Consider the following 26,232-nt stretch of genomic DNA (forward strand, 5'->3'; position numbering starts at 1 on the left):
TCGCTCTTGCTCCCGGTCCCGCAGGCCCCGCGCTTCACGGCACACTCAGCTCCGCCTCCAACCACCCTCTCAGGTGACCCTCGGCTCGCTTCGCTCCCGCTTGCGCAGTCCAATACTGTAGCACCTCAGGGACCAGGGGCACGGGAGTCCCGAAGCGTGGGCGGAGGAGCTGAGCCCCAGCATCGGGGGATGCCTGATCCATCCGGTCCTTCTAGGGTCAAGGCGGTGAGCGCTCTGTGAGGGCGCAACGGGCATCGTCGATGGCACGGCAGTTCAACGAGCAGCAGCTGCGGGTAAGGCCCAGTTCCAGGGAAGAGGCGGTTGTCGCCTCGGCCCGCAGCCAGTTCGAGCGCACGCTGGTGAGGGTGCGCGGTCAGGTTGTGGGGTCGGTGGCGGCCCTGGAGCACCCAGAAAAAGGAGACTCGGCCAACTACGGGGAGATCTTCCTGCGCGACAACGTGCCGGTGATGATCTATCTGTTGCTGGAGGGCCGCTACGAGGTGGTGCGCAACTTCCTCAACACCTGCCTGGAACTGCAGAGCACCACGTACCAGACCCGTGGGGTGTTCCCCACCAGCTTCGTGGAGGAGCGTGGAGAACTGGTGGCCGATTACGGCCAGCGATCCATCGGACGGATCACCTCCGTGGACGCGAGCCTGTGGTGGCCCGTGCTCTGCTGGTATTACGTGCAACGCAGCGGCGACGTGGAGTTCGCCGGCAGCCAGAAGGTGCAGCGCGGTGTGCAGCTCCTGCTGGATCTGGTGCTGCACCCCACCTTCGAGGGAACACCGGTGCTGTTCGTTCCCGACTGTGCGTTCATGATCGATCGCCCCATGGATGTGTGGGGCGCCCCGCTGGAAGTGGAGGTGCTCCTGTATGGCTGCCTGCGCAGTTGCTGCAGGCTGATGGAGCTGGCGCAGACCCATGCCATGAGCAGATTGCTGGAACAGCGGCTCGCTATCACCCGTCAGTGGCTGCATGACCTGCGACTGTTCCTGCTGAAGCACTACTGGGTCACCAGCAAGACCATGCAGGTGCTGCGTCGGCGTCCCACCGAGCAATACGGCGACCGCCAGCACGAGAACGAATTCAACGTGCAGCCCCAGGTGATCCCTCCCTGGCTCCAGGACTGGCTGGAGAACCGGGGGGGATACCTGATCGGCAACATGCGCACCGGTCGCCCCGACTTCCGCTTCTACAGCCTCGGCAATGCGCTGGCTTGCCTGTTCGGCATTCTGGCCGCCCCGCAGCAACGGGCCCTCTTCCGCCTGGTGCTGCACAACCGCGACCATCTGATGGCACAGATGCCGATGCGCATCTGCCATCCACCGATGGACATGGACGAGTGGGTCAACAAAACCGGCTCAGACCCCAAGAACTGGCCCTGGAGCTATCACAATGGTGGCCATTGGCCAAGCCTGCTGTGGTACCTGGGCAGCGCCATCCTGCTGCACGAGCAGGCGAACCCCAGTGCCGATGTTCTGCTGATGGGTCAGATGCGGGCCCTGTTGGAAGACTGCTACTGGAGCCAGCTCAACCAGCTGCCCCGGCAGCAGTGGGCCGAATACTTTGACGGGCCCACGGGCACCTGGGTGGGACAGCAGGCTCGGACTTACCAGACCTGGACGATCGTGGGATTCCTGCTGCTGCACCACCTGCTGAGGGTGAAGCCGGACGACGTGCTTCTTCTTGACCTGAAACGCACGACTTCAGACAACAAAAAAGCCGCTGCATCCGCAGCGGCTGAAAAGCATTGAAGCGAGCAGGGAATCTCAGAACAGTCCCAGAGTCAGGGACTTGTCGATGGGGAGAGCTGCGCCGATGCCCAGGTAGATCGTGAAAACCGTGCCGAACAGGAACACGGCCATCGCCACCGGTCGCCGGAACGGGTTCTGGAACTTGTTGAAGCTCTCGATGAACGGCACAAGCATCAGACCAAGAGGGATCATGGTCTGCAGGGCGATGCCGAGAAGCTTGTTGGGAACGACCCGCAGGATCTGGAACACCGGGTAGAGATACCACTCGGGGAGGATCTCCAGGGGCGTGGCGAAAGGATCGGCCTTGTCGCCCAGCATGGCCGGATCCAGGACGGCGAGTCCCACGATGCAGCCGATGGTTCCCAGGATCACCACTGGGAACATGTAGAGGAGATCATTGGGCCAGGCAGGCTCACCGTAGTAGTTGTGACCCATACCCTTGGCGAGCTTGGCACGCAGGGCGGGGTCGGTGAGATCAGGCTTCTTGAGGATGTGCATGGCTGGAGGGCCGGTTGTGGAAGGCTAGAAGCGTCTGCAAGCCGGGTTCGACTGGAGTGAACTGATGTTCACAAAGGACCGGAGATGCCCTGCTTGCGGATCATCAGGAAGTGCATGAGCATGAACACCGCCAGCAGCCAGGGCATCACGAAGGTGTGAAGGCTGTAGAAGCGGGTGAGCGTGGCCTGGCCAACGCTCTCGCCACCACGGAGAAGCTCGACCATGAAGTCGCCGACGACAGGCACTGCTGCAGGCACGCCGCTCACGATCTTCACGGCCCAGTAGCCCACCTGATCCCAGGGGAGGGAATAGCCGGTGACGCCGAAACTGACGGTGATGACAGCCATCGTCACACCGGTGACCCAGGTGAGTTCACGGGGCCGCTTGAAGCCGCCGGTGAGATAGACACGGAAGACGTGCAGAATCAGCATCAGCACCATCATCGAGGCGCTCCAGCGATGAATCGAGCGGATCAGCCAACCGAAGCTGACATCCGTCATCAGATACTGAACCGAGGCGTAGGCTTCTGCCACCGTGGGCTTGTAATAGAAGGTCATCGCGAACCCGGTCGCGAACTGGATGAGGAAGCAGACCAGCGTGATGCCGCCGAGGCAATAAAAGATGTTGACGTGAGGCGGCACGTACTTCGCCGAGATGTCGTCGGCGATCGCCTGGATCTCGAGGCGCTCCTGGAACCAGTCGTAAACGGGGTTGGAGGCTCCCCCGGGGTTGCCAGCAGGAGTGTTCGCCATGCAGCAGGGGTGGATGGGTTGCGAGAGTCTACGCACTGCCCAGAAGCTGCCGTGAGCGCCGAGCTCCCCCTGTTCCCCTCTCCGCCGACCCGCCGGCGGCTCGGCCCCTTGCCGCGGCGGCTGCTGGCCCTGGCCCTGGTGGCGATGCTGACGCTCAGCGGCCTGCCGGCCCCTGCCCTGGCGCTCAACGACGCCCAGCAGCTCGTGGTGGAGGCCTGGCGGCTGGTGAACCAGAGCTACGTTGATCCGCAGCGCTTCGAGCGGATTCACTGGAAACGGCTGCGTCAGCGGGCCCTGGAACGCCCCATCAGCAGTTCGAGCGATGCCTACGCCGCCATCGAGGGCATGCTCCAACCCCTCGACGATCCCTACACCCGGCTGCTGAGGCCCGATGACTACGCAGCCCTGCAATCCACGAACCAGGGGACGGTGAGCGGGGTGGGACTGCAACTGGCCCAGCGCAGCAGCGACCACGCCGTGGTGGTGATCGCCCCACTGGACGACTCACCGGCGTCGGAAGCCCGGATCGTGAGCGGCACTGCGGTGCTGAGCGTGGATGGGGTGGACAGCGGTGAACTCGGGCTGGACGGAACGGCGGCGGCCTTGCGCGGACCGACGGGCAGCACCGTGCTGGTGACCCTGAGGGATCAGGGTGGCGCCGAACGGGAGGTGGAACTGGAGAGGCGGCAGGTGGATCTGCACCCGGTGCGCAGCAGACGTCTGCGGATCGATGGACACACCCTGGGCTATCTGCGCATCACCCAGTTCGCCGAGCCGGTTCCCCAGCAGGTGAAGGAGGCCCTGCGGGATCTGCAGGAGCAGCAGATCGAGGGCCTGATCCTGGATCTCCGCAACAACTCCGGTGGACTGGTGAGCGCGGGGCTGGCGGTGGCCGACGGGCTGCTGGACAACCGTCCGATCGTGGAGACGGAGGATCGCGACGGTCTGGTCACGCCTCAGCAGGCCAGTCCTGGCCAGCTGTTTGCCGGTCCGATGCTGACGCTGGTGAACGCCGGCACCGCCAGTGCCAGTGAAATCCTCGCCGGCGCCCTGCAGGACAACGGCCGCAGCCGGCTGGCGGGCAGCCGCACCTATGGCAAGGGGCTGATCCAGACGCTGATCTCGCTCAGCGACGCCAGTGGACTGGCCGTGACGGTGGCCCGCTACCTCACCCCCGGCGGCCGCGATATCCAGAACGAGGGCATCGAACCAGACGTGACGCTGGGGGCCCCGGAACCGCTCAATCCAGGCGGGGATGGAGACACCTGGCTGGAACAGGCCGGCAGGCTGCTCGCAGCCGAGCTGCCCCGCCGGCCGGACGGCGATTCCTGAACGGGGGCTCGACGGGGCTCAGCGGAGGCATGGCGGAACGCACGTATCACGACCCCCTGCATGGGGCGATCACGCTCCGCAGCGAGGAGCCGACCGAGGCTCTCGCCATCACCCTCATCGACACGCCGCCGTTTCAGCGGCTGCGGCGGATCCGTCAGCTGGGGCCCGCCTTCCTCACGTTCCATGGAGCCGAGTCCAGCCGCTTCACCCACTCCCTGGGCGTGCTGCAGCTGGCGCGGCGGGCCCTGGGCCAGCTGGAGCGCCTCCATCCGGATCTGGCCGCCCATCGCGGCGCGCTGTATGCCGCAGCGCTGCTCCACGACGTGGGCCATGGCCCCCTGAGTCACACCGGTGAAGAGATGTACGGGCTGCGTCACGAGCACTGGTCGGGACGCCTGATCCGCGAGCATCCCGCTCTGCGGGGGCCGCTCGAGTCCTTTTCCTCCGGCACGGCCGCGGTCGTGGCCGATCTGCTCGAGCACGGGGTGTACCCCTGCACTGCCATCAAGGCCCTGGTGAGCAGCCAGCTCGACTGCGACCGTCTCGACTATCTGTTGCGCGACAGCCACAGCACGGGCACGAGCTATGGCCATCTGGATCTGGAACGCATCCTGGCGGCCCTCACCCTGGCGCCCGACGGCAGCCTGGCCCTCCACCCCAAGGGACTGATGGCGGTGGAGCACTACCTGGTGGTGCGCAACCTGATGTACAGGAGCGTGTACAACCACCGTCTGAACGTGGTGTGCAACTGGCTGCTGCAGCAGGTGATCAGCCTGGCCCGCGAGTTCGGGCCAGCCAGGGTGTGGGCCGACGGGGTGATGGCCCGCTGGTTGTGGGAACAACGGGACCTGAGCCTGGAGGACTACCTGGCCAACGACGATGTCCGCACCGGCTATCACCTCAGCCGCTGGATGGAGGAGGGGCCGCAGGAGCTGGCGGAGCTCTGCCGACGGCTGCTGGAGCGCCGGTTGTTGAAGGCCACCGATGTGAGCCACCTGCCCGCGCCGGCACGCCTGGAACTGCTGGCCCGGGCGCGGCGACTGGCCGAACAGCAGGGCTTCCGCGCTGAACACTGCTGCGCCCTGCAGCAGCGTCAGAGCCGCGGCTACCACGTGTACAAAGGGGGGCTGCGGCTCTGGGACGGCCGGCGTCTGCAGGCGCTCGAGCAACGCTCGGCCCTGGTGCAGAGCCTGGCCCAGCCCGTGGAGATGGCCTGGCTGATTCATCCGGCGGAGGTGGCCCCTAAGTTGCGGCAGATCCTGCACAGCTGATGTCGGCAGCCATGAATGCGGTGCTGGTGCCACCGGACTGGGACGGCGCCCCCGGCTGGCTGGTGCTGCCCAGCCCGACCACGCCGGAGAGCGCGGTGACCGCCGTGGACCTGGTGCAACGGGCTCTGGACGAGGCCAGCCTGCTGACGGACAGGCCGCTGCCCAGGGCTCTGGGGCTGGCAGCGGCAGGCTGGCGGCTGGGCGTGCGCCAGTTGCGGGCCGTGATGGAACGGCTGGCCGGGAGCGGCGTGACGCTGGTGGCCCTGTGCAGCGACGATGCGCACAGCCGGGTGGCCGCCGCGGCCGTCGGGCTGTCGACCTGCGCGCCGCTGGCCCAGGGACCGGCCGGCGATCGGCCGCCAGGCCCGGCCAACGACCCGGGGCTGGCCCTGCAGCGCGGCACTTTGCGGGCGGGTGATCACCTGGAGGTGGAGGGTTCCGTGCTGGTGCTGGGCGATGTGAACCCCGGGGCCTGCGTGCGTGCCGGGGGCCATGTGCTGGTGTGGGGCCGGCTGCGGGGCACCGCCCATGCCGGCTGCCGCGGGGATACCGAGGCCAGGATCGTGGCCCTGCAGCTGCGTCCCCTGCAACTGCGCATCGCCGACGTGGTGGCCCGGGGACCGGAGGACAGCCCTCCGGCGGGAATGGCCGAGCAGGCCTCGCTGGTGCACGGGGTGATCCGGCTGGATCCCGCGCAACCCTTCTGGCCGCTGGCCAGCACCGAGTCCGCTGCGGCGGCGACAGGGTGACTGGGATGGGCCTAACCTGCCCCGACCTCAGGCCATTCCGTGACCGCCCCGTCCAGCCGCTTCATCCTGATCTGCTCCGGCAAGGGAGGGGTGGGCAAGACCACGCTCACCGCCAACCTGGGCATCGCCCTGGCCAGGCAGGGTGCCAGAACCGCCGTCCTCGACGCTGACTTCGGCCTGCGCAACCTCGACCTGCTGCTGGGTCTCGAGAACCGCATCGTCTACACCGCGCAGGAGGTCCTGGCCGGCAGCTGCAGACTGGAGCAGGCCCTGGTGAAGCACAAGCAGCAACCCAACCTGGCGCTGTTGCCGGCCGGCAACCCGCGCATGCTCGAGTGGCTCAAGCCCGAGGACATGCGCAGGATCGCCGCGATGGTCGGGGAGCAGTTCGACTACGTGCTGATCGATGCCCCCGCGGGCATCGAGGGTGGATTCCGCAACGCCATGGCGGCCGCGCGCGAAGCCATCGTGGTCACCACACCGGAGGTGTCCGCGGTGCGGGACGCCGACCGCGTGATCGGACTGCTCAACAGCGAGGGGGTCAAGCCCATTCAGCTGGTGCTGAACCGGGTACGGCCGAAAATGATGGCCAGCCAGGAGATGCTCGCCGTCGATGACGTCACCGACATCCTGGCGCTGCCGTTGCTGGGCCTGGTGCTCGAGGACGAACAGGTGATCGTCAGCACCAACCGCGGCGAACCGCTCACCCTCGGCGAAGGTGGATCCCCTGCCGCCCGGGCCTACATCAACGTGGCCCGGAGGCTGCGCGGCGAGGATGTGCCCCTGATCGATCCCAGCAAGGAGCGCCAGGGGCTGCGGGCCCGGATCGGCCGCCTGATGCATACCAAGATCTTCTGAGCCGATGACCCTCCGCGACCTGATCGACAAGCTGCTCAGGCGGCAGCCGGCCAGCGCCGGCACCGCCAAGCAGCGCCTGCAGCTGGTGCTCGCCCATGACCGCAGCGACCTCAATCCCGAGCTGCTGGAGCAGATGCGCCGGGAGATCCTCGAGGTGGTGAGCCGCTACGTCGAGATCGACATGGAGGAAGGGGACGTGAGCCTGGCCACCGAGGACCGCGTCACGGCCCTGGTGGCGAACCTGCCGATCCGTCGCGCCCGCACACCGGGTGAGGGCGGATCCGGTCGCAGCGGTGAAAACCGCCCGCAGCCGGTCTCCTCGCCGATCAGATCCTGAGCCGGAGGGGGATTGTCGGGTCGGTGCCTCTCCTCCCCTCGGCGGGTGGGAGGCAATCCTCAGGGATGTCTCCCCCCTGCACCGGCCATGTCCCGCCCCCACAGCGCCATCAGCCAGGCCGAACGCAGGATCCTGGAGCACCTGGAGCTCGGCCTGACCAACAAGGACATCGCCGCCGCCCTGGTGCTCAGCCCCCGCACGGTCGAAAGTCACATCTCCACCCTGCTGTCCAAGACCGGCTGCAGAAGCCGTACCCAGCTGCTGCTCTGGGCTCTCTCCCGGGAGAGCGGCAAGGGATAATCATCAGGTGGCATCACCGACGCCGGCTTAGCTCAGCGGTAGAGCAGCGCTTTTGTAAAGCGAAGGCCATCGGTTCAAATCCGTTAGCCGGCTTCCCGATCCCCCAACCCTCACGAGCACCCGCTGATCAGGCCCACGGCAGGGGCTGGGGGCTCCGCGGCAGCAGGGTGGCGCCGGGGAACCCCATGGGCGGGGGCGGAGGCGCAGGCACGGTGATCCGCGGTGCCGGGCTGACGGCAGGGCCCGGAGTCGCCGTGGGCGGAGGCATGGCGACGCGGGGTGCGGGAGCCGCGAACAGGCTTGCCAGCACGGCCTTGCGCTGCTCGGGGGGCTCCGGGCCCAGACTCCAGAGACTCTCCAGATAGAAGAAGGCCACCCCCAAGCCCGCCTGCCGGTTCGCGAACACCTTCTGCTGCATCAGATCGATGGGGGTGGGCCGGTTGCGCTGACCGCTGAGGATGGCGATGGCGGTTGGGATGCGCTGGCGTGCCTCCTGCACCTCCGGACGCACCAGATGAGGGGTGTAGCTGGGCATGTCCTGCCGGTAGATCTGCACCAGCAGCTCATCGGCGATGCCGCGACGCACCCAGGTGAGCCAGTCCTGGAGCTGCAGCTTGTAGGCGAAGTCGTAGTAGTTGGGAGAGATCGAGACAACAGCCCCAGGACGCCGGGCCTTGACGGCCTTGCTGAGGCGATCCATGAATGCCGTGATCTTGTCGGCCCGCCACTTCACCCAGGCCCCATCCGCTGGGTTGGCGGGAGGATTCCTGCCGGTCTCGCGACGGTACAGAGCCGTGGTGAAGGGGTCGTAACCGAACTCCCGCGGCAGGGTCATGTGGTCATCGAACTGAATCCCATCCGCTCCGTAGGTGCCAACCACCTCCAGCACCAGATCGGTGATCAACTGCTGCACCTCGGGCCTGAAGGGGTTCAGCCAGGCCACCTCGCCGGCGGCGCTGATGGAGGTGAGACCGCCGTCCTGCTTCTGGGTGAGCCAGGCGCGGTTGCGCCTTGCCAGCTCCGAATCCAGGGGCGCCATGAAGCCGAACTCGAACCAGGGGATCACCAGCACCCCCTGCCGCCTGCCTTCGGCGATCAGCTCGCCGAGCACGTCCTGGCCCTGCAGACCGCGATAGGAGAAGTCCTGAATCTGGCGCTCGACCACCACGTTGCTGGGGTAGTAGGCCATGCCGCCGTTCCACACCACCGGGTACAGCGTGTTGAAGCCGAGTTGGGCAAGACGGGCCACGGCCTCCTGCATCCGCTCCCGGTCGCGGAGCACCGGCATGTCATTGGCGGTCAGCCAGACCCCGCGCAGTTCCGCCCGCTGAGGCGCTGCTGCGGACTGGGCGGCAGCAGGGCGGCCGGCCGGCCCCTGAGCGATGGCCGGAAGGGCCAGGTGCAGCAGCAGGCTGCAACACCAGCCCACCAGCAGCAGGGTGGCCGCGAGCAACCGACGGCGGCGGGCCATGGACTGGGTTGCAGAGCGCAGGCACCTTAAAGGTGTTCCGCCGCACCTGACGCTGTGGCCGGCACAGCTCAACCAGTGGCCGGCAGCGGCTCAGTCGCGTGCGGCCAGCAGCCACACCAGCGCCAGCAGCGGCAACCAGAGCAGCCAGCCGGCCTGGAGCAGCCCGGTGCCGAACGCGATCAGGGGGCTCACCAGCCAGGCATACACCGCCATGCTGATCAGCAGCACGAGCATGAGCGCTGCCATCAGGCGTCGGGATGCAGACCTGCGGGCATGACAGCGCCGGCCCGCAGCAGCTGCCAGCCCCCCTGCCCCCCCGCGGCGGAGTCCCTCCAGGCCAGAACGGTGCTGGCCTGGCCGCCGGCGGGCGGCCAGGGGAGCGGGCCCAGCATCGGCATGGCGGGGAACATCCGCCGTGCCTCCTGCACAGTGGTGGCGGCCGGCAGACCCGACGGATTGGCACTGGTGGTGGCCAGAGGACCAGTGAGGCGCAGGAGCTCCCGTGCCGGCTGGCAGGCGGGGATGCGCAGGCCGAGATCCGCGCCGCCAGGATGCAGCCAGTTCACCCATGGGCCACGGGCCGGCAGCACGAGCGTCAGCGCTCCGGGCCAGCCGCGTTCCGCCAGCGCCAGCCACTCGGGGCGCCAGGGGGTGCCCAGAACCTCGCACAGCTGCTCCAGGTCTGCCCCCATCAGGATCAGGGGCTTGTCGGCCGGGCGTGCCTTGAGGGTCCAGATCCGGGCGGCATGGGCGGGCAGGGCCGCCAGGGCCGGCAGGGTGTCGGTGGGCATCAGCGCCACCGCACCGGCCTGGAGCTGCCGGGTGAGGTCAGCCGCCTCGAGCACATCACCCTGAGGACTGTTTGGTTCCGTGGTGCTGGGAGCGGCCATCAGTCGATCCGCAGAGGGCGGCGGGCAGAGGCGAAGCGCAGGACACCCTGAAGATCCCGGTGCCCCTCCACCTGCTCCAGACCTGCGCCCCTGAGGAGTGTGGCCACCTCCGTGGCCTGGTCGTGATGGTGCTCCAGCAGCAGCCAGCCCCCCGGAGCCAGCGCCGCAGCCGCACCGCTGGCAATGACGCGGATCGCGCCCAACCCATCGGCACCGCCGTCCAGGGCCAGGGCCGGCTCATGGTCTCTAACCACCGGCTCGAGGTCGGCCCAGACGCTCGTGGGGATGTAGGGAGGGTTCGCGACCACCAGCTCCAGCTGCCCCCAGAGAGACCGCAGTGGATGCCACCAACTGCCGGCTCTCGGCTCCACCCGGTCGGCCACGCCCCCCGCCGCGAGGTTGGCCCTGGCCTGAGCCAGGGCGGCTGGGCTGAGATCCACGGCCACGCCACGGCTGCGGGGCCAGAGCAGGGCCAGGGCCAGGGCCAGGCATCCGGAGCCGGTGCCCAGATCCGCCCAGAGCCCCGGAGCATCGTCCGGCAGATCCCGGGCGAGCTCCACCAGGAGCTCGGTCTCCTGGCGCGGGATCAGCACGCCGGGGGCCACAGCGAGGTTCAGATCCCTCCAGGGACAGCAGCCGGCCAGATACTGCAGAGGGTCCTGGCGGCTGAGATGTCGACGCCACAGCCCCTCCAGATGGGACAGGGAGACCTGAAGCGTCACGGGGTTGGCCTGGTCGAGACGCAGACGCTGCAGATCGGCCCAGCGGAGCCCCCCCACCAGATCCAGGAGCCAGTCGAGATCCACGGCCCGGCCGCCCAGGGCCAGCTGCTGCCGCCGCCAGCGCAGCAAGGCCTCACCGGAGAGGCCCGCCACGGCCGCGCTCTCCGAGCACTGGAGGGTGGCTGCCATCGCGCCGCCTGGAGCCGGTGAGGACGAACGGGACAGCATCGCAGCCGAGAGTGATGGTGTGGATGGCCAGGGCATCCGGACCGTGTCGGTTCAGGAGCTGTCCGAGGGACGCTCCGGTGCAGGCCCGCGCTTGTAGACCCGCACTGCGTTGACCCACACGCTAGACGCGGCTCCAGTGGAGACCCGGCTCCGCCCGCACCAGCCCTGCCAGCTCCAGGGCGAGCAGGCGCTGCGCCAGAGACCCGGCGGGCTGGCGGAGTTGCTGGCTGAGCTGGTCGAGGGTGGCCCGCTCCCCGAGAGCCCGCAACAGCTCGGGATCCGCCTCCGGATCGCCGGGTGCCGGCATCACGGCCGTCGCCCCGCTGGCGGCTGAACCTGGAGCCAGGGGCCCAGGGCCAAGCTGATGCACCAGGTCGGACGGATCCAGAAGCGCCGAGGCCCCCTCGCCGAGCAGCCGGTTGCTGCCCTTGGCCGAAGCGCGCAGGGCATCGGCGGGCACCACCCAGAGAGGCAGCTGCTGACGCCAGGCCAGCCGGGCGGAATGGAGGGCCCCGCTGCGCTCGGGACACTCCACCACCACCACGGCCCGTGCCAGGGCCACCTGCAGGCGATTGCGCGAGGCGAAGTGGCCAGGCAGCACGGAGGCACCGGGCAGATGCTCCGTGAGCAGCAGGCCCTGCGCGCCCACGTCGCGCTGCAAGGACGTGTGGTGGCGGGGGTACACCCGCTCGAGCGGGGTGCCGAGCACGGCCACGGGCCGCCCACCCACGGCCAGACAGCCCCGGTGGCAGGCGGCGTCGATGCCCTCGGCCAGGCCGCTCACCACCGGCCAGCCGGCGGCGGCCAGCGCCCTGCCGAGCGCCTCCGCCATCGCCAGACCATGGCGGGAAGGACGGCGGGTGCCCACCACGGCCACGGACTGCCGGAGACCCAGACAGGCCCAGAGACTGCCGCGCCCCTGCCAGTGGAGGGCCAGCGGTGGCCGCTCGAGCTCGCCGAGCTGGGGCGGGGCGGCCCGATCACCGGGCAGCAGCACCCGGCGCCCGCCCCGCACCTGCTCCGCCCAGCGCTCCAACGGTGTCGCACCCCAGCGGCGCCGGAAGCGGTCGAGCAGATCCAGCGTCTGCCGGCCGCGGCAGGGCAACGCCGGGAATGCTCCCAGAGGAGCCGCCCAGGCGGCCTCCAGGCTGCCGAAATGCGCCTCGATCGCCCGCAGAGTCACCCAGCCCACACCGGGACAGGAGGCCCAGAGCAACCACCACAAGCGCCGATCGCGCGCCCAGCCCTGCGGCCTGCGCAGCGGCACCAGCTCCCCCATTGCTTCAGTACATCTGTACTGAAGCTAGCCCGGTCCGCGGCGCAGGGACTCGACCGCCCTGGCCAGCTCAGGCGGCCAGCGGCGCAGCACGCGCCGCCCCCCCAGGCCGGCGGCGCCCCCCGGGAGAGCCCCTCGATCCACCAGCACCAGATCCACCATGGCGCTGGCGGCAAGCTGCCCTCCCGGCCCCAGGAATCGGCTCCGCCAGGGGAGCTTCACCCCCTGGCGGGGCAGCACCTCACTGCGCAGTTCCACCCGGTCGCCGTGCAGCAGCGCCTGCCGGTAATCGATGGCCAGGCTCACCACGGGCAGCTCCAGGCCCTGGGCAGAGAGATCGCTGTAGGCCAGCCCCACGGCCGCGAGCGCCTCGACCCGCGCCTCCTCCAGCCAGGCCAGGTAGGTGCCGTGCCACATCACCCCGGCGTGGTCGGTGTGCTGAGGCAGCACACGGCGCTGCAGCAGCCATTCGCCACACTCCGTCACGGTCTGCATGGTGGGAACCGGGAGATCCGCTGAACCGCCATAGGCTGCCGGAGAGCCCGGTGCTGTCCCTGTGTTCCGCAACGTTCTGATCGCCGACTCCGGCAAAGGCCACGTCGAGGAAATGGTGCGCATGCTGCGCGACATCCCCGTGGTCCGCCAGGCACGCCTGAACCTCCTGCATGTGGTGCCGGAACAGGCGGGCGAGGACTTTCAGCAGCACTGGCAGCAGGCCGCGGGACTGGTGGCCGCTGCCGTGAGCCGCCTGCAGCTCAACCCCAGCGAGGTGAACACGATCATCCGCCAGGGAGACACCAAGCAGACCGTGCTCAAGGTGGCCGACGAACTCGAAGCCGACCTGATCGTGATGGGGTCCCGCGGGCTGAACCGGCTGCAGTCAATCCTGGGCAACAGTGCCAGCCAGTACGTGTTTCAGCTCTCGACCCGGCCGATGCTGCTGGTGCGCGACGACCTCTACGTGCGCCACATCAACCGGGTGATGGTGACCGTGGACGGCACGGGCGTGGGGGATGACGCCATCAAGCTGGCTGCGGAGCTGGTGCGGGAGATTCCCGGCGGCACCCTCACCGGTGTGCATGTCACCCGTCAGGACATCACGCCGTCGCGGGGTGGCAGATCTCCGGCCGATGAGGTGCTCGAGAAGGCGGTGCAGCAGGCCCGGGGCTACGGGGTGACGATGCAGGGGGTGCACCGCACCGGTGCCGACATCGGGCGCACCGTGTGCCAGGCCGCCGAGGAGTTCAACGCCGATCTGCTCGTGATCGCCTCGCAGGATCGCCGGCCGGTGGTGGCCAAGGCGCTGGTGGATCTCGATCGCCTGCTGGGCAGCTCGGTGAGCGATTACATCCGGGTGCATGCGCCGGCGCCGGTGCTGCTCGTGCGGGAGCCGGAGGGGCGCCGCTGAGCCTGCCGGCGACGGCGCCGCCGCTCAACTATCACCCCCCCTGCCGGCTGCTGGTCTGGATGTAGAGCACGAGCAGGAACACGGTGGGAACCAGGACGAACATCAGGCTGGCGACAAAGCCGAGATCGTTGGTTTCCATGATTGGGCTGCACGGGAGAGGCGACCCGGAGGGTATCACCGGCAAACCGGCGGCCCTCAGGCGCGTTCATCGCTCGTAGCAGGGCTGCCGGCGCCCTCCGGGGCGGATGCTTCGGGGGCCACCGGCGCTGCCTGCTGGGGATCCTCATCGGTTGAGGCCGCAGCCGGCGGCTCCGGCCAGCACGTCGGCCCGGGGGGCAGGGGTGCCGCCAGCGCTGTCGCCACCTGGGTGTCCTTGCCGGCCATGCCCAGCTGCGGGCGGGTGATCACCACCAGCGACCGCTGCACCATGGCCTGGCAGGCCAGGCGCCAGCCGGGGGGCCGGCGGCGGAGCTTCTGCTCCTCCACGGCGGTGCGCCCGCTGAGGGCGTCTCCAGGATTGCCCTCGGGAATCTCCACGAAGCAGGTGATGCACTGGCCGCAGCCGCCGCAGTTGCCGAGGATTCCCTTGACGCCGTAGAGGGCGATCCCCTCTCTCAGGGCCACCTCACGGAGATTCTCCCCGGGGTAGCACTCCACATCGCGGTTCTCCCGCAGAAAGCGGATCACGGGCATCGGCCCAGGGGCAGCTGCAACCATTCTGATCAGAGCCGTTGCGCTCCGTAACCTGCCGCTCCGGGCAGGGCGGCTCACCCCTACGATCGCCGCACCCACCCCAGAACGAAGCCCCCATGGGATTGCCCTGGTATCGGGTGCACACCGTGGTCATCAACGACCCCGGGCGGCTGCTGGCCGTGCACCTCATGCACACCGCCTTGGTCGCCGGCTGGGCCGGCTCCATGGCCCTCTATGAGCTCGCGATCTTCGATCCGTCCGACCCGGTGCTCAACCCCATGTGGCGCCAGGGGATGTTCGTGATGCCGTTCATGGCCCGCCTGGGGGTCACCGGCAGCTGGGGCGGCTGGAGCATCACCGGCGAGACCGGCGTGGATCCGGGCTTCTGGAGCTTCGAGGGTGTCGCCGCCGCCCACATCATCCTCAGCGGCCTGCTGTTCCTGGCCGCCATCTGGCACTGGACCTACTGGGATCTGGAGATCTGGCAGGACCCCCGCACCGGCGAGCCTGCGCTCGACCTGCCCAAGATCTTCGGCATCCACCTGCTGCTGGCCGGCCTGGCCTGCTTCGGCTTCGGCGCGTTCCACCTCACCGGTGTGTTCGGCCCCGGCATGTGGATCAGCGACGCCTACGGCCTGAGCGGCCACATCGAACCGGTGCAGCCCTCCTGGGGACCTGAAGGTTTCAATCCCTTCAACCCGGGCGGCATCGTCGCTCACCACATCGCCGCCGGCATCGTGGGGATCATCGCCGGCATCTTCCACATCACCACCCGGCCGCCGGAACGCCTCTACAAGGCTCTGCGCATGGGCAACATCGAAACCGTGCTGGCCTCGGCCATCGCCGCCGTCTTCTTCGCCGCCTTCGTGGTGGCCGGCACGATGTGGTACGGCGCCGCTGCCACCCCCGTGGAGCTGTTCGGCCCCACCCGCTATCAGTGGGACCAGAGCTATTTCAAGGCTGAGATCAACCGCCGGGTGCAGACCGCCCTCGACGGCGGGGCCTCCATGGAGCAGGCCTACGGCTCCATCCCCGAAAAGCTGGCCTTCTACGACTACGTCGGCAACAGCCCAGCCAAGGGCGGTCTGTTCCGCGTCGGACCGATGGTGAACGGCGACGGCCTGCCCACCGGCTGGCTGGGCCACATCGCCTTCAGCGACAAGGACGGCAGGCAGCTGGAAGTGCGTCGTCTGCCCAACTTCTTCGAGAACTTCCCCGTGGTGCTCGAGGACCAGGACGGCATCGTGCGCGCCGACATTCCCTTCCGCCGGGCTGAGGCCAAGTACTCCTTCGAGCAGACCGGCGTCACCGCCACCGTCTATGGCGGTGCCCTCAACGGCCAGACCTTCACCGACCCTGCCGACGTGAAGCGTCTGGCCCGCAAGGCCCAGCTCGGTGAGGCGTTCGACTTCGACCGCGACACCTACCACTCCGACGGCACCTTCCGCAGTTCACCCCGCGGCTGGTTCACCTTCGGCCACGCCTGCTTCGCCCTGCTCTTCTTCTTCGGCCACATCTGGCACGGCGCCCGCACCCTCTACAGGGACGTGTTCGCCGGCATCGACCCCGATCTCGGCGAGCAGGTGGAATTCGGTCTGTTCCAGAAGCTGGGCGACAGATCCACCCGTCGACTGCCGGAGGGCTTCGTACCGCCGGCCGGTACACCCCTCAGCTGACCCGGAGGTCACCCCATGGAGAGCTTCGCCTACATCCTCATCCTCACTCTGGCGATCGCCACCCTGTTCTTCGCCATCGCCTTCCGCGATCCCCCGAAGATCGGCAAGTGAGACAGGCGGGCACCGACCCGGCCCTAGCGCCCCCGGAGAACCCGGGGGCTTTTTCATCGGCGTGAACGGCCCTCGGAATGTCAGGCCCTTCTCAGCGGAAGAAGTGCTGACTACACTGCATCGAGGCCGAGCGGACGCACGGGCATGCAATGCCCCTCCTGCCAACACACCGACAGCCGCGTTCTGGAGTCGCGGTCGGCGGATGGTGGGCGCAGCGTGCGGCGGCGGCGGGAATGCCTGAACTGTGACTACCGCTTCACCACCTACGAGCGGGTGGAAACGGTGCCGATCACGGTGCTCAAACGCAATGGCGTGCGCGAGACCTTCAACCGCTCCAAGCTTCTGCATGGCCTTCTGCGCGCCTGCGAGAAAACCGGGCTGGAGCCGGCGCGTCTGGAGGCTGTGGTGGACGAGCTGGAACTGCAGCTCCAGCAGCGCCCCGGCCGCGAGGTGAGCAGCTCCGAGATCGGCGAGCTGGTGCTGGAGCAGCTCAGCGAAATGAGTGAGGTGGCCTACGTGCGCTTCGCCTCGGTGTATCGGCAGTTCCAGAGCGTCAGCGACTTCGTGGCCACCCTGGAGGGACTCAGCCGCCGCGGCCGGGGCGGCAGCAAACCGGCTCTGGCGGCCCTGGGCTGAGCGGGCGGAACTGGCCAGCGGGCTCCCCAGGGCGGCTTGGTAGAGTCGATGGTTCGAAAGCAGCTGCAGGCGGGCGGCGCTTTCGGTTCCATCGCCCTGCCGCAGGCAGTCCGCCAATCGCCATGACCGTGACCCCTTCCGACATCAGCAGCACCGAGGCCGATCTCGATCTCGCCGCTGAGGCGGCCGCAGACGACCTCGACGCCAGCATGGAAGAGGAGGTTCCCGCCGCCGATGACTCCGACAGCCGCCCAGCCAGCCGTGATCTCGATGGCGTGGGCTTCTCGCTGGACGAGTTCGCCGCTCTGCTGAGCAAGTACGACTACAACTTCAAGCCCGGCGACGTCGTCAACGGCACCGTGTTCGCCCTGGAGTCGAAGGGCGCGATGATCGACATCGGCGCCAAGACCGCCGCCTTCATGCCCCTGCAGGAGGTGTCGATCAACCGGGTGGAGGGCCTCAGCGACGTGCTGCAGCCCGGCGAGATCCGCGAGTTCTTCATCATGAGTGAGGAGAACGAGGACGGTCAGCTCTCGCTCTCCATCCGCCGCATCGAGTACCAGCGGGCCTGGGAGCGGGTGCGCCAGCTGCAGAAGGAAGACGCCACCATCTACAGCGAGGTGTTCGCCACCAACCGCGGTGGCGCTCTGGTGCGGGTTGAAGGTCTGCGCGGCTTCATCCCCGGCAGCCACATCAGCACCCGCAAGGCCAAGGAAGAGCTGGTGGCCGACTTCCTGCCCCTCAAGTTCCTGGAGGTGGACGAGGAGCGCAACCGCCTGGTGCTCAGCCATCGCCGCGCCCTGGTGGAGCGCAAGATGAACCGCCTCGAGGTGGGCGAAGTGGTGCTGGGTACGGTGCGCGGCATCAAGCCCTACGGCGCCTTCATCGACATCGGCGGCGTGAGCGGCCTGCTGCACATCTCCGAGATCAGCCACGAGCACATCGAGACGCCGCACACGGTGCTCAATGTGAACGATCAGATGAAGGTGATGATCATCGATCTCGACGCCGAGCGCGGTCGCATCTCGCTGTCCACCAAGGCCCTCGAACCCGAACCCGGTGACATGCTCTCCGACCCCCAGAAGGTATTCGACCGTGCCGAGGAGATGGCGGCCCGCTACAAGCAGATGCTGCTGGAGCAGGCAGAGGACCACGAGCCGATGGGCGTGACCCTGGACTGAAGCAGCCGCCTTGGCTCAGCTGCTGCTGCGGGGAGAACTGCTGCGCTACGGCGTTTCTGCCGTGCTCTTCGACAAGGACGGCACCCTCTGCCGCAGTGAGCCGATGCTCCTCGCCCTGGCCCAGGCCAGGGTTTTTCATTGCCGGCAGCTGCTGCAGGAACGGCATCCAGAGCTGGCCCATGAGGTGCTTGCCGACCTGGGGCCGCGCCTGGAAGCCACCTACGGCGTGGAGGAGAACGGCATCCATCCCGCCGGCACCACCGCCGTGGCGAGCCGGGAGCACAACCTGATCTCCACGGCCACCGCCCTGGCCCAGCTGGGGCTGGGCTGGCCCGAGGCGCTGGAGCTGGCCGCAGAGGTGTTCGAGCGCAGCGACCGCCTGCTCGCCAGGGACGGCACCCCGGCACCCCGGGCCACGCCAGGGCTGCACGAGCTGATTCATCGACTGGGCGGCGCGGGGGTGGCCTGCGCGGTGATCAGCAACGATGAGCGCCAGGGGATCGAGGCCTTTCTGGGCAGCGAAAACCTGCGCAGCCACTTTCAGGTGCTGCGCAGTGCCGGGGATGCCCCGCGCAAGCCACACCCGGATGCGGTGATCGCCGTCTGTGGGGAGCTGGGCGTCGCGCCCGGAGGCTGCGCCCTGATCGGTGACGCCAACAGCGACCTGGTGATGGCCGAACGGGCCGGCGTGGCCGTGGTGCTGGGCTACAGCGCCGGCTGGCGGCGTCGTCCGCCGCTGGCATCCCGCTTCCGGCAGCTCTCCCACTGGCAGGAGCTGGAGGTGGTCAGCGCATAGGCTGGTGCGCTGTTCCGGGCGGGGCCATGAGCCGCTACGTCTTCACCTCCGAGTCGGTGACCGAAGGGCACCCCGACAAGATCTGCGACCAGGTGAGTGATGCGGTGCTGGATGCCCTGCTGGCCCAGGACCCCGCCAGCCGGGTGGCCTGCGAGACCGTTGTGAACACGGGGCTGTGCCTGATCACCGGCGAGGTGAGCACCAACGCCCGGGTGGACTTCAACACCCTGGTGCGGGGCGTGATCCAGGAGATCGGCTACAGCGGCGCCCGGGCGGGGGGCTTCGATGCCAACAGCTGCGCCGTGCTGGTGGCGCTCGATCAGCAATCCCCCGACATCGCCCAGGGCGTGAATGAGGCGGACGATCACGACGGTGATCCTCTGGATCTGGTGGGCGCGGGAGACCAGGGGATCATGTTCGGCTTCGCCTGTGATGAGACGCCGGAGCTGATGCCGCTGCCGATCAGCCTGGCCCACCGCCTGGCCCGCCGGTTGTCCCAGGTGCGTCACGACGGCACCCTGGGCTACCTGCTCCCCGACGGCAAGACCCAGGTGAGCGTGGTGTACGAAGACGACCGCCCGGTGGCGATCGACACCATCCTGATCTCCACCCAGCACACGCCCAGCATCGATGGGGTGAGCGAGGAGAAACCCCTGCGCGAGCGCATCGCCGCCGACCTCTGGACCCATGTGGTGGAGCCCGCCACCGCCGATCTCCACCTGCAGCCCAGCCGCGAGACCACCCGCTTCCTGGTGAATCCCACCGGCAAGTTCGTGGTGGGCGGTCCCCAGGGCGATGCCGGCCTCACCGGCCGCAAGATCATCGTGGACACCTACGGCGGCTACGCCCGTCACGGGGGTGGCGCCTTCTCCGGCAAGGATCCCACCAAGGTGGACCGTTCGGCTGCCTATGCCGCCCGGCATGTGGCCAAGGCCCTGGTGGCAGCCGGGCTGGCGCGACGGGTGGAGGTGCAGCTGAGCTACGCCATCGGCGTGGCCAGGCCCGTGAGCATCCTGGTGCAGAGCTTCGGCAGCGGCACCGTCAGCGATGCCGACCTCACCGCCCTGGTGCAGGAGCATTTCGACCTGCGTCCGGGCGCCATCATCGAACGCTTCGGGCTGCGGGAGCTGCCCGCAGAACGCGGCGGGCGCTTCTATCAGGACGTGGCCGCCTACGGCCACTTCGGCCGCAGCGATCTCAACCTGCCCTGGGAAGACGTGGCCGGGATCGCCGCCGACCTCAAGCAGGCCAGTCTCAGCCTGATCACCAGCTGATCTTCCGGTGGCCCAGCCCCGCCTGGCACTGGGGCTGGACCTGGGCACCAGTGGCCTGCGCCTGGCAGCGGTGACCCCGGAGGGCCAGGTGGTGGCCGAACAGGCCGGCAGCTACCCGGCCCCCTTCGAGCAGCCCGAGGGGTGGCGCGAGGCTCTGATCAGTTTGTGCAGGCGGCTGCCGGATGCTGTGCGGCGTCAGGCGGACGCCCTGGCGATCGCCGGCACCTCGGGAACCCTGCTGCTCTGCCGACCGGATGGCAGCCTCGCCGAGGGCTGGGGGCGTGGCGTGAACCTGGCCGAAGCCCTGCCCTACCACCGGGCCTGCCCCGAGCAGGGGCCCGCCGCTGCAGCGATCGCGCTCCAGGGCCCGGCCAGCCGTGCCAGCGGCAGTCTGGCACGGGGGCTGCGACTGCTGCAGGCCGCGGCAGACGCCCAGCTGAGCGGGCCATGGCTGCTGCGCCATCAGGCCGACTGGCTGATGGGCTGGCTGCTGGGCGACTGGCGCTGGGGCGAGGAAGGCAACAACCTTCGCCTGGGCTGGGATCTGCAAAGCCGCACCTGGGCTGGCCGGATCGGCAGGCAGCCGTGGAGCGGTGCGCTGCCGCAGATCCGCGGCAGCGGCGAGGTACTCGGCGCCCTCTGCGCCACCGCCGTCGCCACCCTGGATCTTCCACGCCACTGCCTGGTGGTGGCCGGCAGCACCGATGCCAATGCCGCCGTGCTGGCCGCCGCCCCCGGAGACCAGGACGGGGTGTGCGTACTGGGCACGACCCTGGTGCTGAAGCAGTGGTGTCCCCGGGCGATCCAGGCTCCCGGGGTGAGCTGTCACCGCGTGGCGGGGCGCTGGCTGGTGGGGGGCGCCTCCAATGCCGGTGGCGGGGTGCTGCGGCGCTTCTTCAGCGATGACCAGCTCACGGAGCTGAGCCGCCAGATCGATCCCAGCCGCCACAGCGGCCAGAGCCTGCTCCCTCTTGCCTGCCGGGGTGAGCGCTTTCCGGTGGACGATCCGGATCTCGAACCCGTGCTGGAGCCCCGGCCGGTGAGCGATGCCCTCTTCCTGCAGGGGCTGCTGGAGGGGCTCGCCGAGATCGAGCGGGCCGGCTGGGAACGGTTGCTGGAGCTGGGCGCACCGCCGGTGCAGCGGGTGATCAGCCTGGGGGGCGGCGCCCGCAATCCCCAGTGGCGGGCCATCCGCGAACGCCTCCTCCAGAGGCCGGTGCTGAACCGTCCGCGGCTGAGTGCGGCGCAGGGTATGGCCAGACTGGCCGCCACCGCCCTGTCTGCACGATGAACAACCAGCTGCGCACCTGGATCTCCATGGCGCTGTTCGTGGTGCTGGCCGGATACGTGAGCTTCAGCGCCATCCGTCTGGGGCTTCTGCTCTGGCAGCGCTTCGCCGCAGGCTGAGGCCCGCCCGCAGAATGGGGTCGCCTCTACCCCTGCGCCATGGCCGGAGACCCCCTCACCCCCGCCGTGAGCGAGCGGATCTGCAAGCACATGAACGACGACCACGTCGAGGCCGTGCTCGCCTACGCCCGCCACTACGGCGGTGCCGCCGAAGCCTCCACGGCCCGGATGCTGTCGATCGAGCCAGAGGCCATGCGCCTGGAGGTGGATGGCCAGCCCCTGTCGGTTCCCTTCGACCACAGCCTCAGCGACAGCGAAGATGCCCATCGCACCCTGGTGGCGATGCTGCGGGCCCTGCCCCAGAGCTGAGGGTTCCGTGGCCGGGGTGGGAATGCTGAGGGCAGCTGCGGCCCGACAGATTGCCCAACCTGATCCCCTCGCCGGCGCCCCTGGCCTCGGCGCTCCCGCCTCCAGAGCACGGCAGCCATGGCCCTGAATCCGCCCGCGGCCGGCGGCTATTCCGGCTGGATCCCCTCCGCCTGCTGCCGCTGGAGTGGCTGCTGCAGCCGCCCGCCGGTGCAGCGCTGCAGCTGCCCCCGCAAGGGATGACCGGCCTGGAACCGCTGCCCTGGTGGTCGGCCGGCCCCTACGCGGATGGCCTGCGCCTGCACCTCCTGGCTCTGCGCCGGCAGCCACGCAGCCAGAACCTGCGGCCCCTGTTGCCGGGACTGGTGGCCCAGCTTCGGCAGTTGCCCCGGACAGGCCAACCGGCCGGCCCGCCGCTGCTGGTGGCGGTGCCCAGCTGGAAACGCCAGGCCAACCCCCTGCCGCCGCTGCTGGCGGCGGTGCTGAGCCAGCAGCTGGACTGGCCGCAGCGGCCTCTGCTGGCGCGCAGCAGGCCGGTGCTGGGGCAGCACCGGCTCGACCGCGACCTGCGCTGGCAGAACCAGCAGGGAGCATTCCGCTGCCTGCAGCGTCCCACAGGTGCCCGGCGCGATGTGGTGCTGCTCGACGACATCCTCACCACGGGAGCCACCGCCTGTGCCGCAGCCGCGGCGCTGCGCGAGCGAGGCTGGCGAGTGCTGGGGATGGCGTGTGTGGCGCGTACCCCGGCAGCCCGCGGGCAGCGATCCGTGGGCGCCCCAGCCGTGATCTAGGATCTCCAGGTCGCCGAGGCCGGTTCTGCTGGCCGCGGTCTGACGTGCCGGGATAGCTCAGTTGGTAGAGCAGGCGACTGAAAATCGCCGTGTCCCCAGTTCAAATCTGGGTCCTGGCATTCTCTCGGTTCCAGGTGCTGGCGTCATGCCACTTGCCTGCGGCCGCACTCCAGGCACGGTGAGAGGATGGGGGCTGAGCACCAGCGATGCACCCGCCCCAGCATGCGCGAGGTTCCAGCGAACCCAGGCCAGCCCCTGGGCGAGCGCCTGTTCAACAATGCCGACAGCTTCGCCCAGGCCTTCGATGAAGCCTGGCGACTGCACGAGCGCCAGCAGCCCGACCACGGACTGCCACGGGAGCACAAGCTGGCCCTGATCCTCGAGACCCTGGCCGAGCATCCCTTCCGCCGCAGCGAGCCCGAGCTGGCGGCACAGGTGGCCAGCTTCCGTCTGCGACTGCTGGGGCTCTAGCCCCGGCTCCCCCGCCCCACACCACTCTCCTGAGGTTCGATGGACAGCGCCCTGAGCCGGCTGGTGCGTCTGCTGAGCGGTGGCTTCAGCAATCAGCAGCAGGCCTTCGAGAATCCACCCCTCTATGCCCACATCCTGGTGAAGCTGAGGCCGCTGCCCCAGCTCCCGCCAGGCTCCCTTCTGCTCGAGCAGAGCTACGCCATCAATCCGGCGGCCCCGTACCGTCTGCGCGTGCTGCGACCGGAACGCCAGGGCGATGACCTGGTCATCCGCAATCAGGCGGTGATCGAGGAGCAGCGCTTCTGGGGGGCGGTGGACGACGCGGAGCGGCGTGCCGGGATCCAGGCCAGCGACCTGCGTCCCCTGGAGGGCTGCTCCTACCGGGTGCGGGAACAGGGCGCAGCCTTCATCGGTGAAGTGGAGCCGGGTTGCCGCTGCCTGGTGGAGCGCAAGGGCACCACCACCTATCTGGTGAGCCGGCTGGAACTGGATGCCGAGGGCATGCGCACCATCGACACCGGCCACGACCCCGCCACCCACGAACAGGTGTGGGGGTCACTGGCTGGTCCATTCGAGTTCAGCCGGACCCACGACTTCAGCGATGAGATCCCGGCGGACTGGGATGCGGCCTTCAGGGCCTGAACCTTCCCCGGGGGCAAGCCCTGGGAGCGCGTCAGACGCTGTCCCCCTCCAGCTCATCGAGGAACGGCTGCTCGGGGTCCTCGGGAAACGGGCCATCCAGATCATTCTCACCGGTCACCGCCCCGCTGCCGCTCCCCAGCTGACGCCAGGTTGAAACGGAGCCCGCGCCAAAGCCACGCGAATCTTCAGCAGCAGTGCCGGACTGAGCGATCCCGGTGAGCATCGCCTCAATCCTCAGCAGGCGCTCCTCGGTGTCATCCAGACGGAATTCCACCGCGGCCGGCCGGGGGGAGTCCATGGCGCTCTCTTCGCACAGCGCCCGCAGGCGCAGGTCCTGGGCAGCGAGTCGCTCCTCCAGCTCCAGCAGGCGGTAGGTGATGGTTTCCACCACCTCCGAGAGCGTGTTCAGCTGATCCGCCAGGCGTCGGCTGGCATCAGCGGGGGCGAAAGCCGACTGTGGGTCATCGCCTGCGCCGCTGGGCGCCGGACTCTGCCCAGACACGGCCTGACCGGACATCACGTGGCACCGGTGGAATGGGGGGCGGGGGCAGAAGCTCCCCGGCGCCGATGGTATCGACCCTGGGCCATGAAGCCAGAGGGCCCTGGTGGCGGAGCATCGGGGGCCATCGGGAACCGTCGCGGCATTTGTAACGATTCCGGAAAGCCTGTGAAGAGGCCCACACAGGCCCATAGGATCCACCTTGACTCCTGGCAGTTTTCGGACCCTGTCCTGAGAACCGCTCCGGACCAGAGTTCTTCATCAGGGAGCCGCCCGGCGAGTCGCGCTTCATCCCAGCGCCCCATCCCAGCGGCTCCACCCAACACGCCCGCCCCTCCAAGTCCATGACCCTCGCCAACGCTGCCTATCTGGGCATTGAGCGTTTCGCCAACGACCGCACCAAGGAAAACTGGACGAACGCCACTGAAAACGACAAGGCGGTCCTGATTCGTGCTGTCTACCGGCAGGTGCTGGGAAATCAGTATGTGATGAAGAGTGAGCGCCTCGAAGGCCCTGAATCCCTCTTCAAGCGTGGTTACCTGAGCGTCCGTGAGTTCGTGCGCCAGGTCGCCAAGAGTGGACTGTACAAGCAGAAGTTTTTTGAGAACTGCAATCCTTACCGTTTCATCGAGCTCAACTTCAAGCACCTGCTGGGCCGGGCACCTCAGAACAAAGCTGAGATGCTTCATCACTTCACTATCCTGCAGGAGCAGGGCTACGACGCCGAGATCGACTCCTACATCGATAGCGCCGAGTATCAGGATCGCTTCGGCGAAGAAGTGGTGCCGTTCCTGCACGGATTCAACTACAACCCTGGCCAACAGGGTCTGCAATTCTCCTACATGCTGCAGCTCACCCGTGGCGTTGGCGCCTCGGTGCGGGGCGATCTGCTGAAGACCCAGTCCCGCCTCAACCCATCCGTGCATGCCGAGCAGCCCCTGCCGGTGGTGAGCCCCAACGCCAAGGGTGCCGTGTTCCGCAAGGTCGTCACCGACGGGGTGACCCGCCAGGGCGTGGGCTCCGGCGAAGAGGGCCGCACCTTCCGGGTTGAGATCAGCGGCTTCAACAACTACAGGCTGCACAAGCGCAGCAACCGCGTGCGGTTCATCCCCTTCAACAAGTTGCTGCAATACCAACAGCAGATCCATCGTGAAGGAGGCCGGATCGCCAGCATCACGCCTGTGAACTGACGTCCATCAGACGATTTCCATTCCTTTCCTTGCGACTCCAGCCATGAAGGTTTCTGCAGGCACCCGCGGCACCAGCTTCACCAGCAGCCGCCAGGTCACCTTCACCGTGACCGGTCTTGCCAACAACGACTATTCGCGAACTGCGGACATGGTCATGAACGTCCCCTACACCCGCATGAACGAGGCCATGCGCATGGTGCAGCGGATGGGCGGCAAGATCACCGGGGTCACGGTTAACGGCGGCGATCTGGCCTCCGCCAAGGTGGCACCGGCCCGAAAAAAAGCCCAGTCGAACCCCGACAAAGGCTGAGCGGATCGGGGCCGGTTCAATCTCCAGGCCCCTCCTGGTTCGCCCTGGCTCCCGGTCCGAAGCCCCGCAAGGGGCTTTTTTGCTGCCGTTCCGCGGCCCATCAAGCAGCTCCTACCGCCCCAGGCCGAGCCGTTGTCGTAGCGGGAATGACCGTTTGTTAACTCCATCTCATGGGACCACCCTCTGCCGCCAACAATGGTGCGGTCAAGTTGACGAGTACCTGGCGCAGCGGGCCTGACACTGCCGGCTGTCACTGGGTCAAGCCAACCTGGCCCCGTACCCACCCTCCCCGACTTCCTCGTCGAGAACAGGAGCTCTTCAATGTTCGACGCCTTCACCAAGGTCGTTGCCCAGGCTGATGCCCGCGGCGAATTCATCAACGCTGGTCAGATCGACGCCC

The 26,232-nt window shown here is 68.4% G+C and carries 32 protein-coding genes, 2 tRNA genes and 1 pseudogene; 24 read left to right on the forward strand and 11 right to left on the reverse strand.

Annotation, left to right across the window (positions count from 1 at the left end):
• The first annotated feature begins 260 nt into the window (after positions 1 to 260).
• Entirely contained in the window at positions 261 to 1,757 is a 1,497-nt protein-coding gene (locus KBY90_RS14585) for a glycoside hydrolase 100 family protein (RefSeq protein ID WP_254969391.1), read from the forward strand.
• A 15-nt stretch (positions 1,758 to 1,772) separates the two neighbouring features.
• On the opposite strand, the gene petD is transcribed toward KBY90_RS14585, so the two are convergent.
• Entirely contained in the window at positions 1,773 to 2,255 is a 483-nt protein-coding gene (petD, locus tag KBY90_RS14590) for a cytochrome b6-f complex subunit IV (RefSeq protein ID WP_006911783.1), read from the reverse strand.
• Between the two features lie 68 nt (positions 2,256 to 2,323).
• Positions 2,324 to 3,007, reverse strand: coding sequence for a cytochrome b6 (petB, locus tag KBY90_RS14595; RefSeq protein WP_254969392.1), 684 nt, complete (start codon positions 3,005 to 3,007; stop codon positions 2,324 to 2,326).
• Positions 3,008 to 3,076: 69 nt separating this feature from the next.
• On the opposite strand from petB, the gene ctpZ reads away from it, so the two are divergent.
• From ctpZ to KBY90_RS14630, 7 genes are all read left to right on the forward strand, one after another.
• Entirely contained in the window at positions 3,077 to 4,339 is a 1,263-nt protein-coding gene (gene ctpZ / locus KBY90_RS14600; protein ID WP_396122613.1) for a carboxyl-terminal processing protease CtpZ, read from the forward strand.
• A 29-nt stretch (positions 4,340 to 4,368) separates the two neighbouring features.
• The gene (locus tag KBY90_RS14605; protein WP_254969393.1) at positions 4,369 to 5,610 is read left to right on the forward strand and encodes an HD domain-containing protein; all 1,242 of its coding nucleotides are present in this window, start codon (positions 4,369 to 4,371) and stop codon (positions 5,608 to 5,610) included.
• Positions 5,610 to 6,359: a septum site-determining protein MinC gene (minC, locus tag KBY90_RS14610; protein ID WP_254969394.1), complete on the forward strand. Its 750-nt coding sequence runs from the start codon at positions 5,610 to 5,612 to the stop codon at positions 6,357 to 6,359. Before KBY90_RS14605 ends, minC begins: the two co-directional genes overlap by 1 nt.
• A gap of 39 nt (positions 6,360 to 6,398) precedes the next feature.
• Positions 6,399 to 7,217 (forward strand): septum site-determining protein MinD, encoded by an 819-nt coding sequence (gene minD / locus KBY90_RS14615; protein ID WP_254969395.1) that lies wholly within the window; start codon positions 6,399 to 6,401, stop codon positions 7,215 to 7,217.
• 4 nt (positions 7,218 to 7,221) lie between these two features.
• Complete coding sequence (minE, locus tag KBY90_RS14620) at positions 7,222 to 7,554, forward strand: cell division topological specificity factor MinE (protein WP_254969396.1); 333 nt, start codon at positions 7,222 to 7,224, stop codon at positions 7,552 to 7,554.
• Positions 7,555 to 7,641: 87 nt separating this feature from the next.
• Entirely contained in the window at positions 7,642 to 7,854 is a 213-nt protein-coding gene (locus tag KBY90_RS14625) for a response regulator transcription factor (protein ID WP_254969397.1), read from the forward strand.
• Positions 7,855 to 7,875: 21 nt separating this feature from the next.
• A tRNA-Thr gene (locus KBY90_RS14630) sits at positions 7,876 to 7,947 on the forward strand.
• A gap of 34 nt (positions 7,948 to 7,981) precedes the next feature.
• Here the strand turns inward: KBY90_RS14630 and KBY90_RS14635 are convergent.
• From KBY90_RS14635 to KBY90_RS14660, 6 genes are all read right to left on the reverse strand, one after another.
• Positions 7,982 to 9,325 carry a glycoside hydrolase family 10 protein gene (locus KBY90_RS14635; protein WP_254969398.1) on the reverse strand — a complete coding sequence of 448 codons (1,344 nt, stop codon included), beginning with the start codon at positions 9,323 to 9,325 and terminating at the stop codon, positions 7,982 to 7,984.
• A gap of 90 nt (positions 9,326 to 9,415) precedes the next feature.
• The gene (locus KBY90_RS14640) at positions 9,416 to 9,571 is read right to left on the reverse strand and encodes a hypothetical protein (RefSeq protein WP_254969399.1); all 156 of its coding nucleotides are present in this window, start codon (positions 9,569 to 9,571) and stop codon (positions 9,416 to 9,418) included.
• Positions 9,571 to 10,215 (reverse strand): L-threonylcarbamoyladenylate synthase, encoded by a 645-nt coding sequence (locus KBY90_RS14645; protein WP_254969400.1) that lies wholly within the window; start codon positions 10,213 to 10,215, stop codon positions 9,571 to 9,573. Before KBY90_RS14645 ends, KBY90_RS14640 begins: the two co-directional genes overlap by 1 nt.
• Entirely contained in the window at positions 10,215 to 11,126 is a 912-nt protein-coding gene (prmC, locus tag KBY90_RS14650; protein ID WP_254969401.1) for a peptide chain release factor N(5)-glutamine methyltransferase, read from the reverse strand. The genes KBY90_RS14645 and prmC overlap by 1 nt, the downstream gene beginning before the upstream one ends.
• 160 nt (positions 11,127 to 11,286) lie before the next feature.
• A complete protein-coding gene (locus KBY90_RS14655) occupies positions 11,287 to 12,444 on the reverse strand; it encodes a DNA-processing protein DprA (RefSeq protein WP_254969402.1) in 1,158 nt (385 codons plus the stop codon).
• 24 nt (positions 12,445 to 12,468) lie between these two features.
• A complete protein-coding gene (locus tag KBY90_RS14660; RefSeq protein WP_254969403.1) occupies positions 12,469 to 12,936 on the reverse strand; it encodes an acyl-CoA thioesterase in 468 nt (155 codons plus the stop codon).
• A gap of 61 nt (positions 12,937 to 12,997) precedes the next feature.
• On the opposite strand from KBY90_RS14660, the gene KBY90_RS14665 reads away from it, so the two are divergent.
• Positions 12,998 to 13,849, forward strand: a complete 852-nt coding sequence (locus KBY90_RS14665; RefSeq protein WP_254969404.1) for a universal stress protein — start codon at positions 12,998 to 13,000, stop codon at positions 13,847 to 13,849.
• A 31-nt stretch (positions 13,850 to 13,880) separates the two neighbouring features.
• Here the strand turns inward: KBY90_RS14665 and psbM are convergent, their stop codons facing one another.
• The gene (gene psbM / locus KBY90_RS14670; protein ID WP_087068001.1) at positions 13,881 to 13,988 is read right to left on the reverse strand and encodes a photosystem II reaction center protein PsbM; all 108 of its coding nucleotides are present in this window, start codon (positions 13,986 to 13,988) and stop codon (positions 13,881 to 13,883) included.
• A gap of 56 nt (positions 13,989 to 14,044) precedes the next feature.
• Positions 14,045 to 14,542, reverse strand: a complete 498-nt coding sequence (locus KBY90_RS14675; RefSeq protein WP_254969405.1) for a 2Fe-2S iron-sulfur cluster-binding protein — start codon at positions 14,540 to 14,542, stop codon at positions 14,045 to 14,047.
• A gap of 116 nt (positions 14,543 to 14,658) precedes the next feature.
• On the opposite strand from KBY90_RS14675, the gene psbB reads away from it, so the two are divergent.
• From psbB to KBY90_RS14735, 12 genes are all read left to right on the forward strand, one after another.
• Positions 14,659 to 16,218 (forward strand): photosystem II chlorophyll-binding protein CP47, encoded by a 1,560-nt coding sequence (gene psbB, locus KBY90_RS14680; protein ID WP_254969406.1) that lies wholly within the window; start codon positions 14,659 to 14,661, stop codon positions 16,216 to 16,218.
• 15 nt (positions 16,219 to 16,233) lie between these two features.
• A complete protein-coding gene (locus KBY90_RS14685) occupies positions 16,234 to 16,329 on the forward strand; it encodes a photosystem II reaction center protein T (RefSeq protein WP_006042122.1) in 96 nt (31 codons plus the stop codon).
• 144 nt (positions 16,330 to 16,473) lie between these two features.
• Positions 16,474 to 16,965 carry a transcriptional regulator NrdR gene (nrdR, locus tag KBY90_RS14690; RefSeq protein ID WP_254969407.1) on the forward strand — a complete coding sequence of 164 codons (492 nt, stop codon included), beginning with the start codon at positions 16,474 to 16,476 and terminating at the stop codon, positions 16,963 to 16,965.
• Between the two features lie 122 nt (positions 16,966 to 17,087).
• Positions 17,088 to 18,146, forward strand: coding sequence for a 30S ribosomal protein S1 (locus KBY90_RS14695; RefSeq protein ID WP_254969408.1), 1,059 nt, complete (start codon positions 17,088 to 17,090; stop codon positions 18,144 to 18,146).
• Between the two features lie 10 nt (positions 18,147 to 18,156).
• Positions 18,157 to 18,942 carry an HAD family hydrolase gene (locus tag KBY90_RS14700; RefSeq protein ID WP_254969409.1) on the forward strand — a complete coding sequence of 262 codons (786 nt, stop codon included), beginning with the start codon at positions 18,157 to 18,159 and terminating at the stop codon, positions 18,940 to 18,942.
• Positions 18,943 to 18,968: 26 nt separating this feature from the next.
• Positions 18,969 to 20,216: a methionine adenosyltransferase gene (gene metK, locus KBY90_RS14705; protein WP_254969410.1), complete on the forward strand. Its 1,248-nt coding sequence runs from the start codon at positions 18,969 to 18,971 to the stop codon at positions 20,214 to 20,216.
• A gap of 7 nt (positions 20,217 to 20,223) precedes the next feature.
• A complete protein-coding gene (locus KBY90_RS14710) occupies positions 20,224 to 21,507 on the forward strand; it encodes an FGGY-family carbohydrate kinase (protein ID WP_254969412.1) in 1,284 nt (427 codons plus the stop codon).
• Between the two features lie 155 nt (positions 21,508 to 21,662).
• Positions 21,663 to 21,932: a DUF2470 domain-containing protein gene (locus KBY90_RS14715; RefSeq protein WP_254969413.1), complete on the forward strand. Its 270-nt coding sequence runs from the start codon at positions 21,663 to 21,665 to the stop codon at positions 21,930 to 21,932.
• 50 nt (positions 21,933 to 21,982) lie between these two features.
• Complete coding sequence (locus KBY90_RS14720) at positions 21,983 to 22,720, forward strand: ComF family protein (protein WP_254969414.1); 738 nt, start codon at positions 21,983 to 21,985, stop codon at positions 22,718 to 22,720.
• Positions 22,721 to 22,766: 46 nt separating this feature from the next.
• Positions 22,767 to 22,839: transfer RNA gene (locus tag KBY90_RS14725), tRNA-Phe, on the forward strand.
• Positions 22,840 to 22,942: 103 nt separating this feature from the next.
• Entirely contained in the window at positions 22,943 to 23,191 is a 249-nt protein-coding gene (locus KBY90_RS14730; protein WP_254969415.1) for a hypothetical protein, read from the forward strand.
• Between the two features lie 39 nt (positions 23,192 to 23,230).
• On the forward strand, positions 23,231 to 23,833 hold the full coding sequence (locus KBY90_RS14735; protein WP_254969416.1) for a chromophore lyase CpcT/CpeT: 603 nt from the start codon (positions 23,231 to 23,233) through the stop codon (positions 23,831 to 23,833).
• A gap of 31 nt (positions 23,834 to 23,864) precedes the next feature.
• On the opposite strand, the gene KBY90_RS14740 is transcribed toward KBY90_RS14735, so the two are convergent.
• Entirely contained in the window at positions 23,865 to 24,335 is a 471-nt protein-coding gene (locus tag KBY90_RS14740; protein WP_254969417.1) for a hypothetical protein, read from the reverse strand.
• A gap of 341 nt (positions 24,336 to 24,676) precedes the next feature.
• On the opposite strand from KBY90_RS14740, the gene KBY90_RS14745 reads away from it, so the two are divergent.
• From KBY90_RS14745 to KBY90_RS14755, 3 genes and pseudogenes are all read left to right on the forward strand, one after another.
• Positions 24,677 to 25,522: a phycobilisome rod-core linker polypeptide gene (locus KBY90_RS14745; RefSeq protein ID WP_254969418.1), complete on the forward strand. Its 846-nt coding sequence runs from the start codon at positions 24,677 to 24,679 to the stop codon at positions 25,520 to 25,522.
• A gap of 43 nt (positions 25,523 to 25,565) precedes the next feature.
• Complete coding sequence (locus tag KBY90_RS14750) at positions 25,566 to 25,832, forward strand: phycobilisome linker polypeptide (RefSeq protein WP_254969419.1); 267 nt, start codon at positions 25,566 to 25,568, stop codon at positions 25,830 to 25,832.
• Between the two features lie 321 nt (positions 25,833 to 26,153).
• Positions 26,154 to 26,232: pseudogene (locus KBY90_RS14755) on the forward strand (phycocyanin subunit beta); the annotation flags it as partial.

This window comes from Cyanobium sp. CH-040 (genome assembly GCF_024346135.1).
GTDB lineage: Bacteria > Cyanobacteriota > Cyanobacteriia > PCC-6307 > Cyanobiaceae > NIES-981.

Coding starts and splice junctions, on each gene's coding strand:
- KBY90_RS14585 (WP_254969391.1), top strand. CDS start 261: ATGGCACGGCAGTTCAACGAGCAGCAGCTGCGGGTAAGGCCCAGTTCC.
- petD (WP_006911783.1), bottom strand. CDS start 2,255: ATGCACATCCTCAAGAAGCCTGATCTCACCGACCCCGCCCTGCGTGCC.
- petB (WP_254969392.1), bottom strand. CDS start 3,007: ATGGCGAACACTCCTGCTGGCAACCCCGGGGGAGCCTCCAACCCCGTT.
- KBY90_RS14605 (WP_254969393.1), top strand. CDS start 4,369: ATGGCGGAACGCACGTATCACGACCCCCTGCATGGGGCGATCACGCTC.
- minC (WP_254969394.1), top strand. CDS start 5,610: ATGTCGGCAGCCATGAATGCGGTGCTGGTGCCACCGGACTGGGACGGC.
- minE (WP_254969396.1), top strand. CDS start 7,222: ATGACCCTCCGCGACCTGATCGACAAGCTGCTCAGGCGGCAGCCGGCC.
- KBY90_RS14625 (WP_254969397.1), top strand. CDS start 7,642: ATGTCCCGCCCCCACAGCGCCATCAGCCAGGCCGAACGCAGGATCCTG.
- KBY90_RS14635 (WP_254969398.1), bottom strand. CDS start 9,325: ATGGCCCGCCGCCGTCGGTTGCTCGCGGCCACCCTGCTGCTGGTGGGC.
- KBY90_RS14640 (WP_254969399.1), bottom strand. CDS start 9,571: ATGGCAGCGCTCATGCTCGTGCTGCTGATCAGCATGGCGGTGTATGCC.
- KBY90_RS14645 (WP_254969400.1), bottom strand. CDS start 10,215: ATGGCCGCTCCCAGCACCACGGAACCAAACAGTCCTCAGGGTGATGTG.
- prmC (WP_254969401.1), bottom strand. CDS start 11,126: ATGGCAGCCACCCTCCAGTGCTCGGAGAGCGCGGCCGTGGCGGGCCTC.
- KBY90_RS14655 (WP_254969402.1), bottom strand. CDS start 12,444: ATGGGGGAGCTGGTGCCGCTGCGCAGGCCGCAGGGCTGGGCGCGCGAT.
- KBY90_RS14660 (WP_254969403.1), bottom strand. CDS start 12,936: ATGCAGACCGTGACGGAGTGTGGCGAATGGCTGCTGCAGCGCCGTGTG.
- psbM (WP_087068001.1), bottom strand. CDS start 13,988: ATGGAAACCAACGATCTCGGCTTTGTCGCCAGCCTGATGTTCGTCCTG.
- KBY90_RS14675 (WP_254969405.1), bottom strand. CDS start 14,542: ATGCCCGTGATCCGCTTTCTGCGGGAGAACCGCGATGTGGAGTGCTAC.
- psbB (WP_254969406.1), top strand. CDS start 14,659: ATGGGATTGCCCTGGTATCGGGTGCACACCGTGGTCATCAACGACCCC.
- KBY90_RS14685 (WP_006042122.1), top strand. CDS start 16,234: ATGGAGAGCTTCGCCTACATCCTCATCCTCACTCTGGCGATCGCCACC.
- nrdR (WP_254969407.1), top strand. CDS start 16,474: ATGCAATGCCCCTCCTGCCAACACACCGACAGCCGCGTTCTGGAGTCG.
- KBY90_RS14695 (WP_254969408.1), top strand. CDS start 17,088: ATGACCGTGACCCCTTCCGACATCAGCAGCACCGAGGCCGATCTCGAT.
- metK (WP_254969410.1), top strand. CDS start 18,969: ATGAGCCGCTACGTCTTCACCTCCGAGTCGGTGACCGAAGGGCACCCC.
- KBY90_RS14715 (WP_254969413.1), top strand. CDS start 21,663: ATGGCCGGAGACCCCCTCACCCCCGCCGTGAGCGAGCGGATCTGCAAG.
- KBY90_RS14730 (WP_254969415.1), top strand. CDS start 22,943: ATGCGCGAGGTTCCAGCGAACCCAGGCCAGCCCCTGGGCGAGCGCCTG.
- KBY90_RS14735 (WP_254969416.1), top strand. CDS start 23,231: ATGGACAGCGCCCTGAGCCGGCTGGTGCGTCTGCTGAGCGGTGGCTTC.
- KBY90_RS14745 (WP_254969418.1), top strand. CDS start 24,677: ATGACCCTCGCCAACGCTGCCTATCTGGGCATTGAGCGTTTCGCCAAC.
- KBY90_RS14750 (WP_254969419.1), top strand. CDS start 25,566: ATGAAGGTTTCTGCAGGCACCCGCGGCACCAGCTTCACCAGCAGCCGC.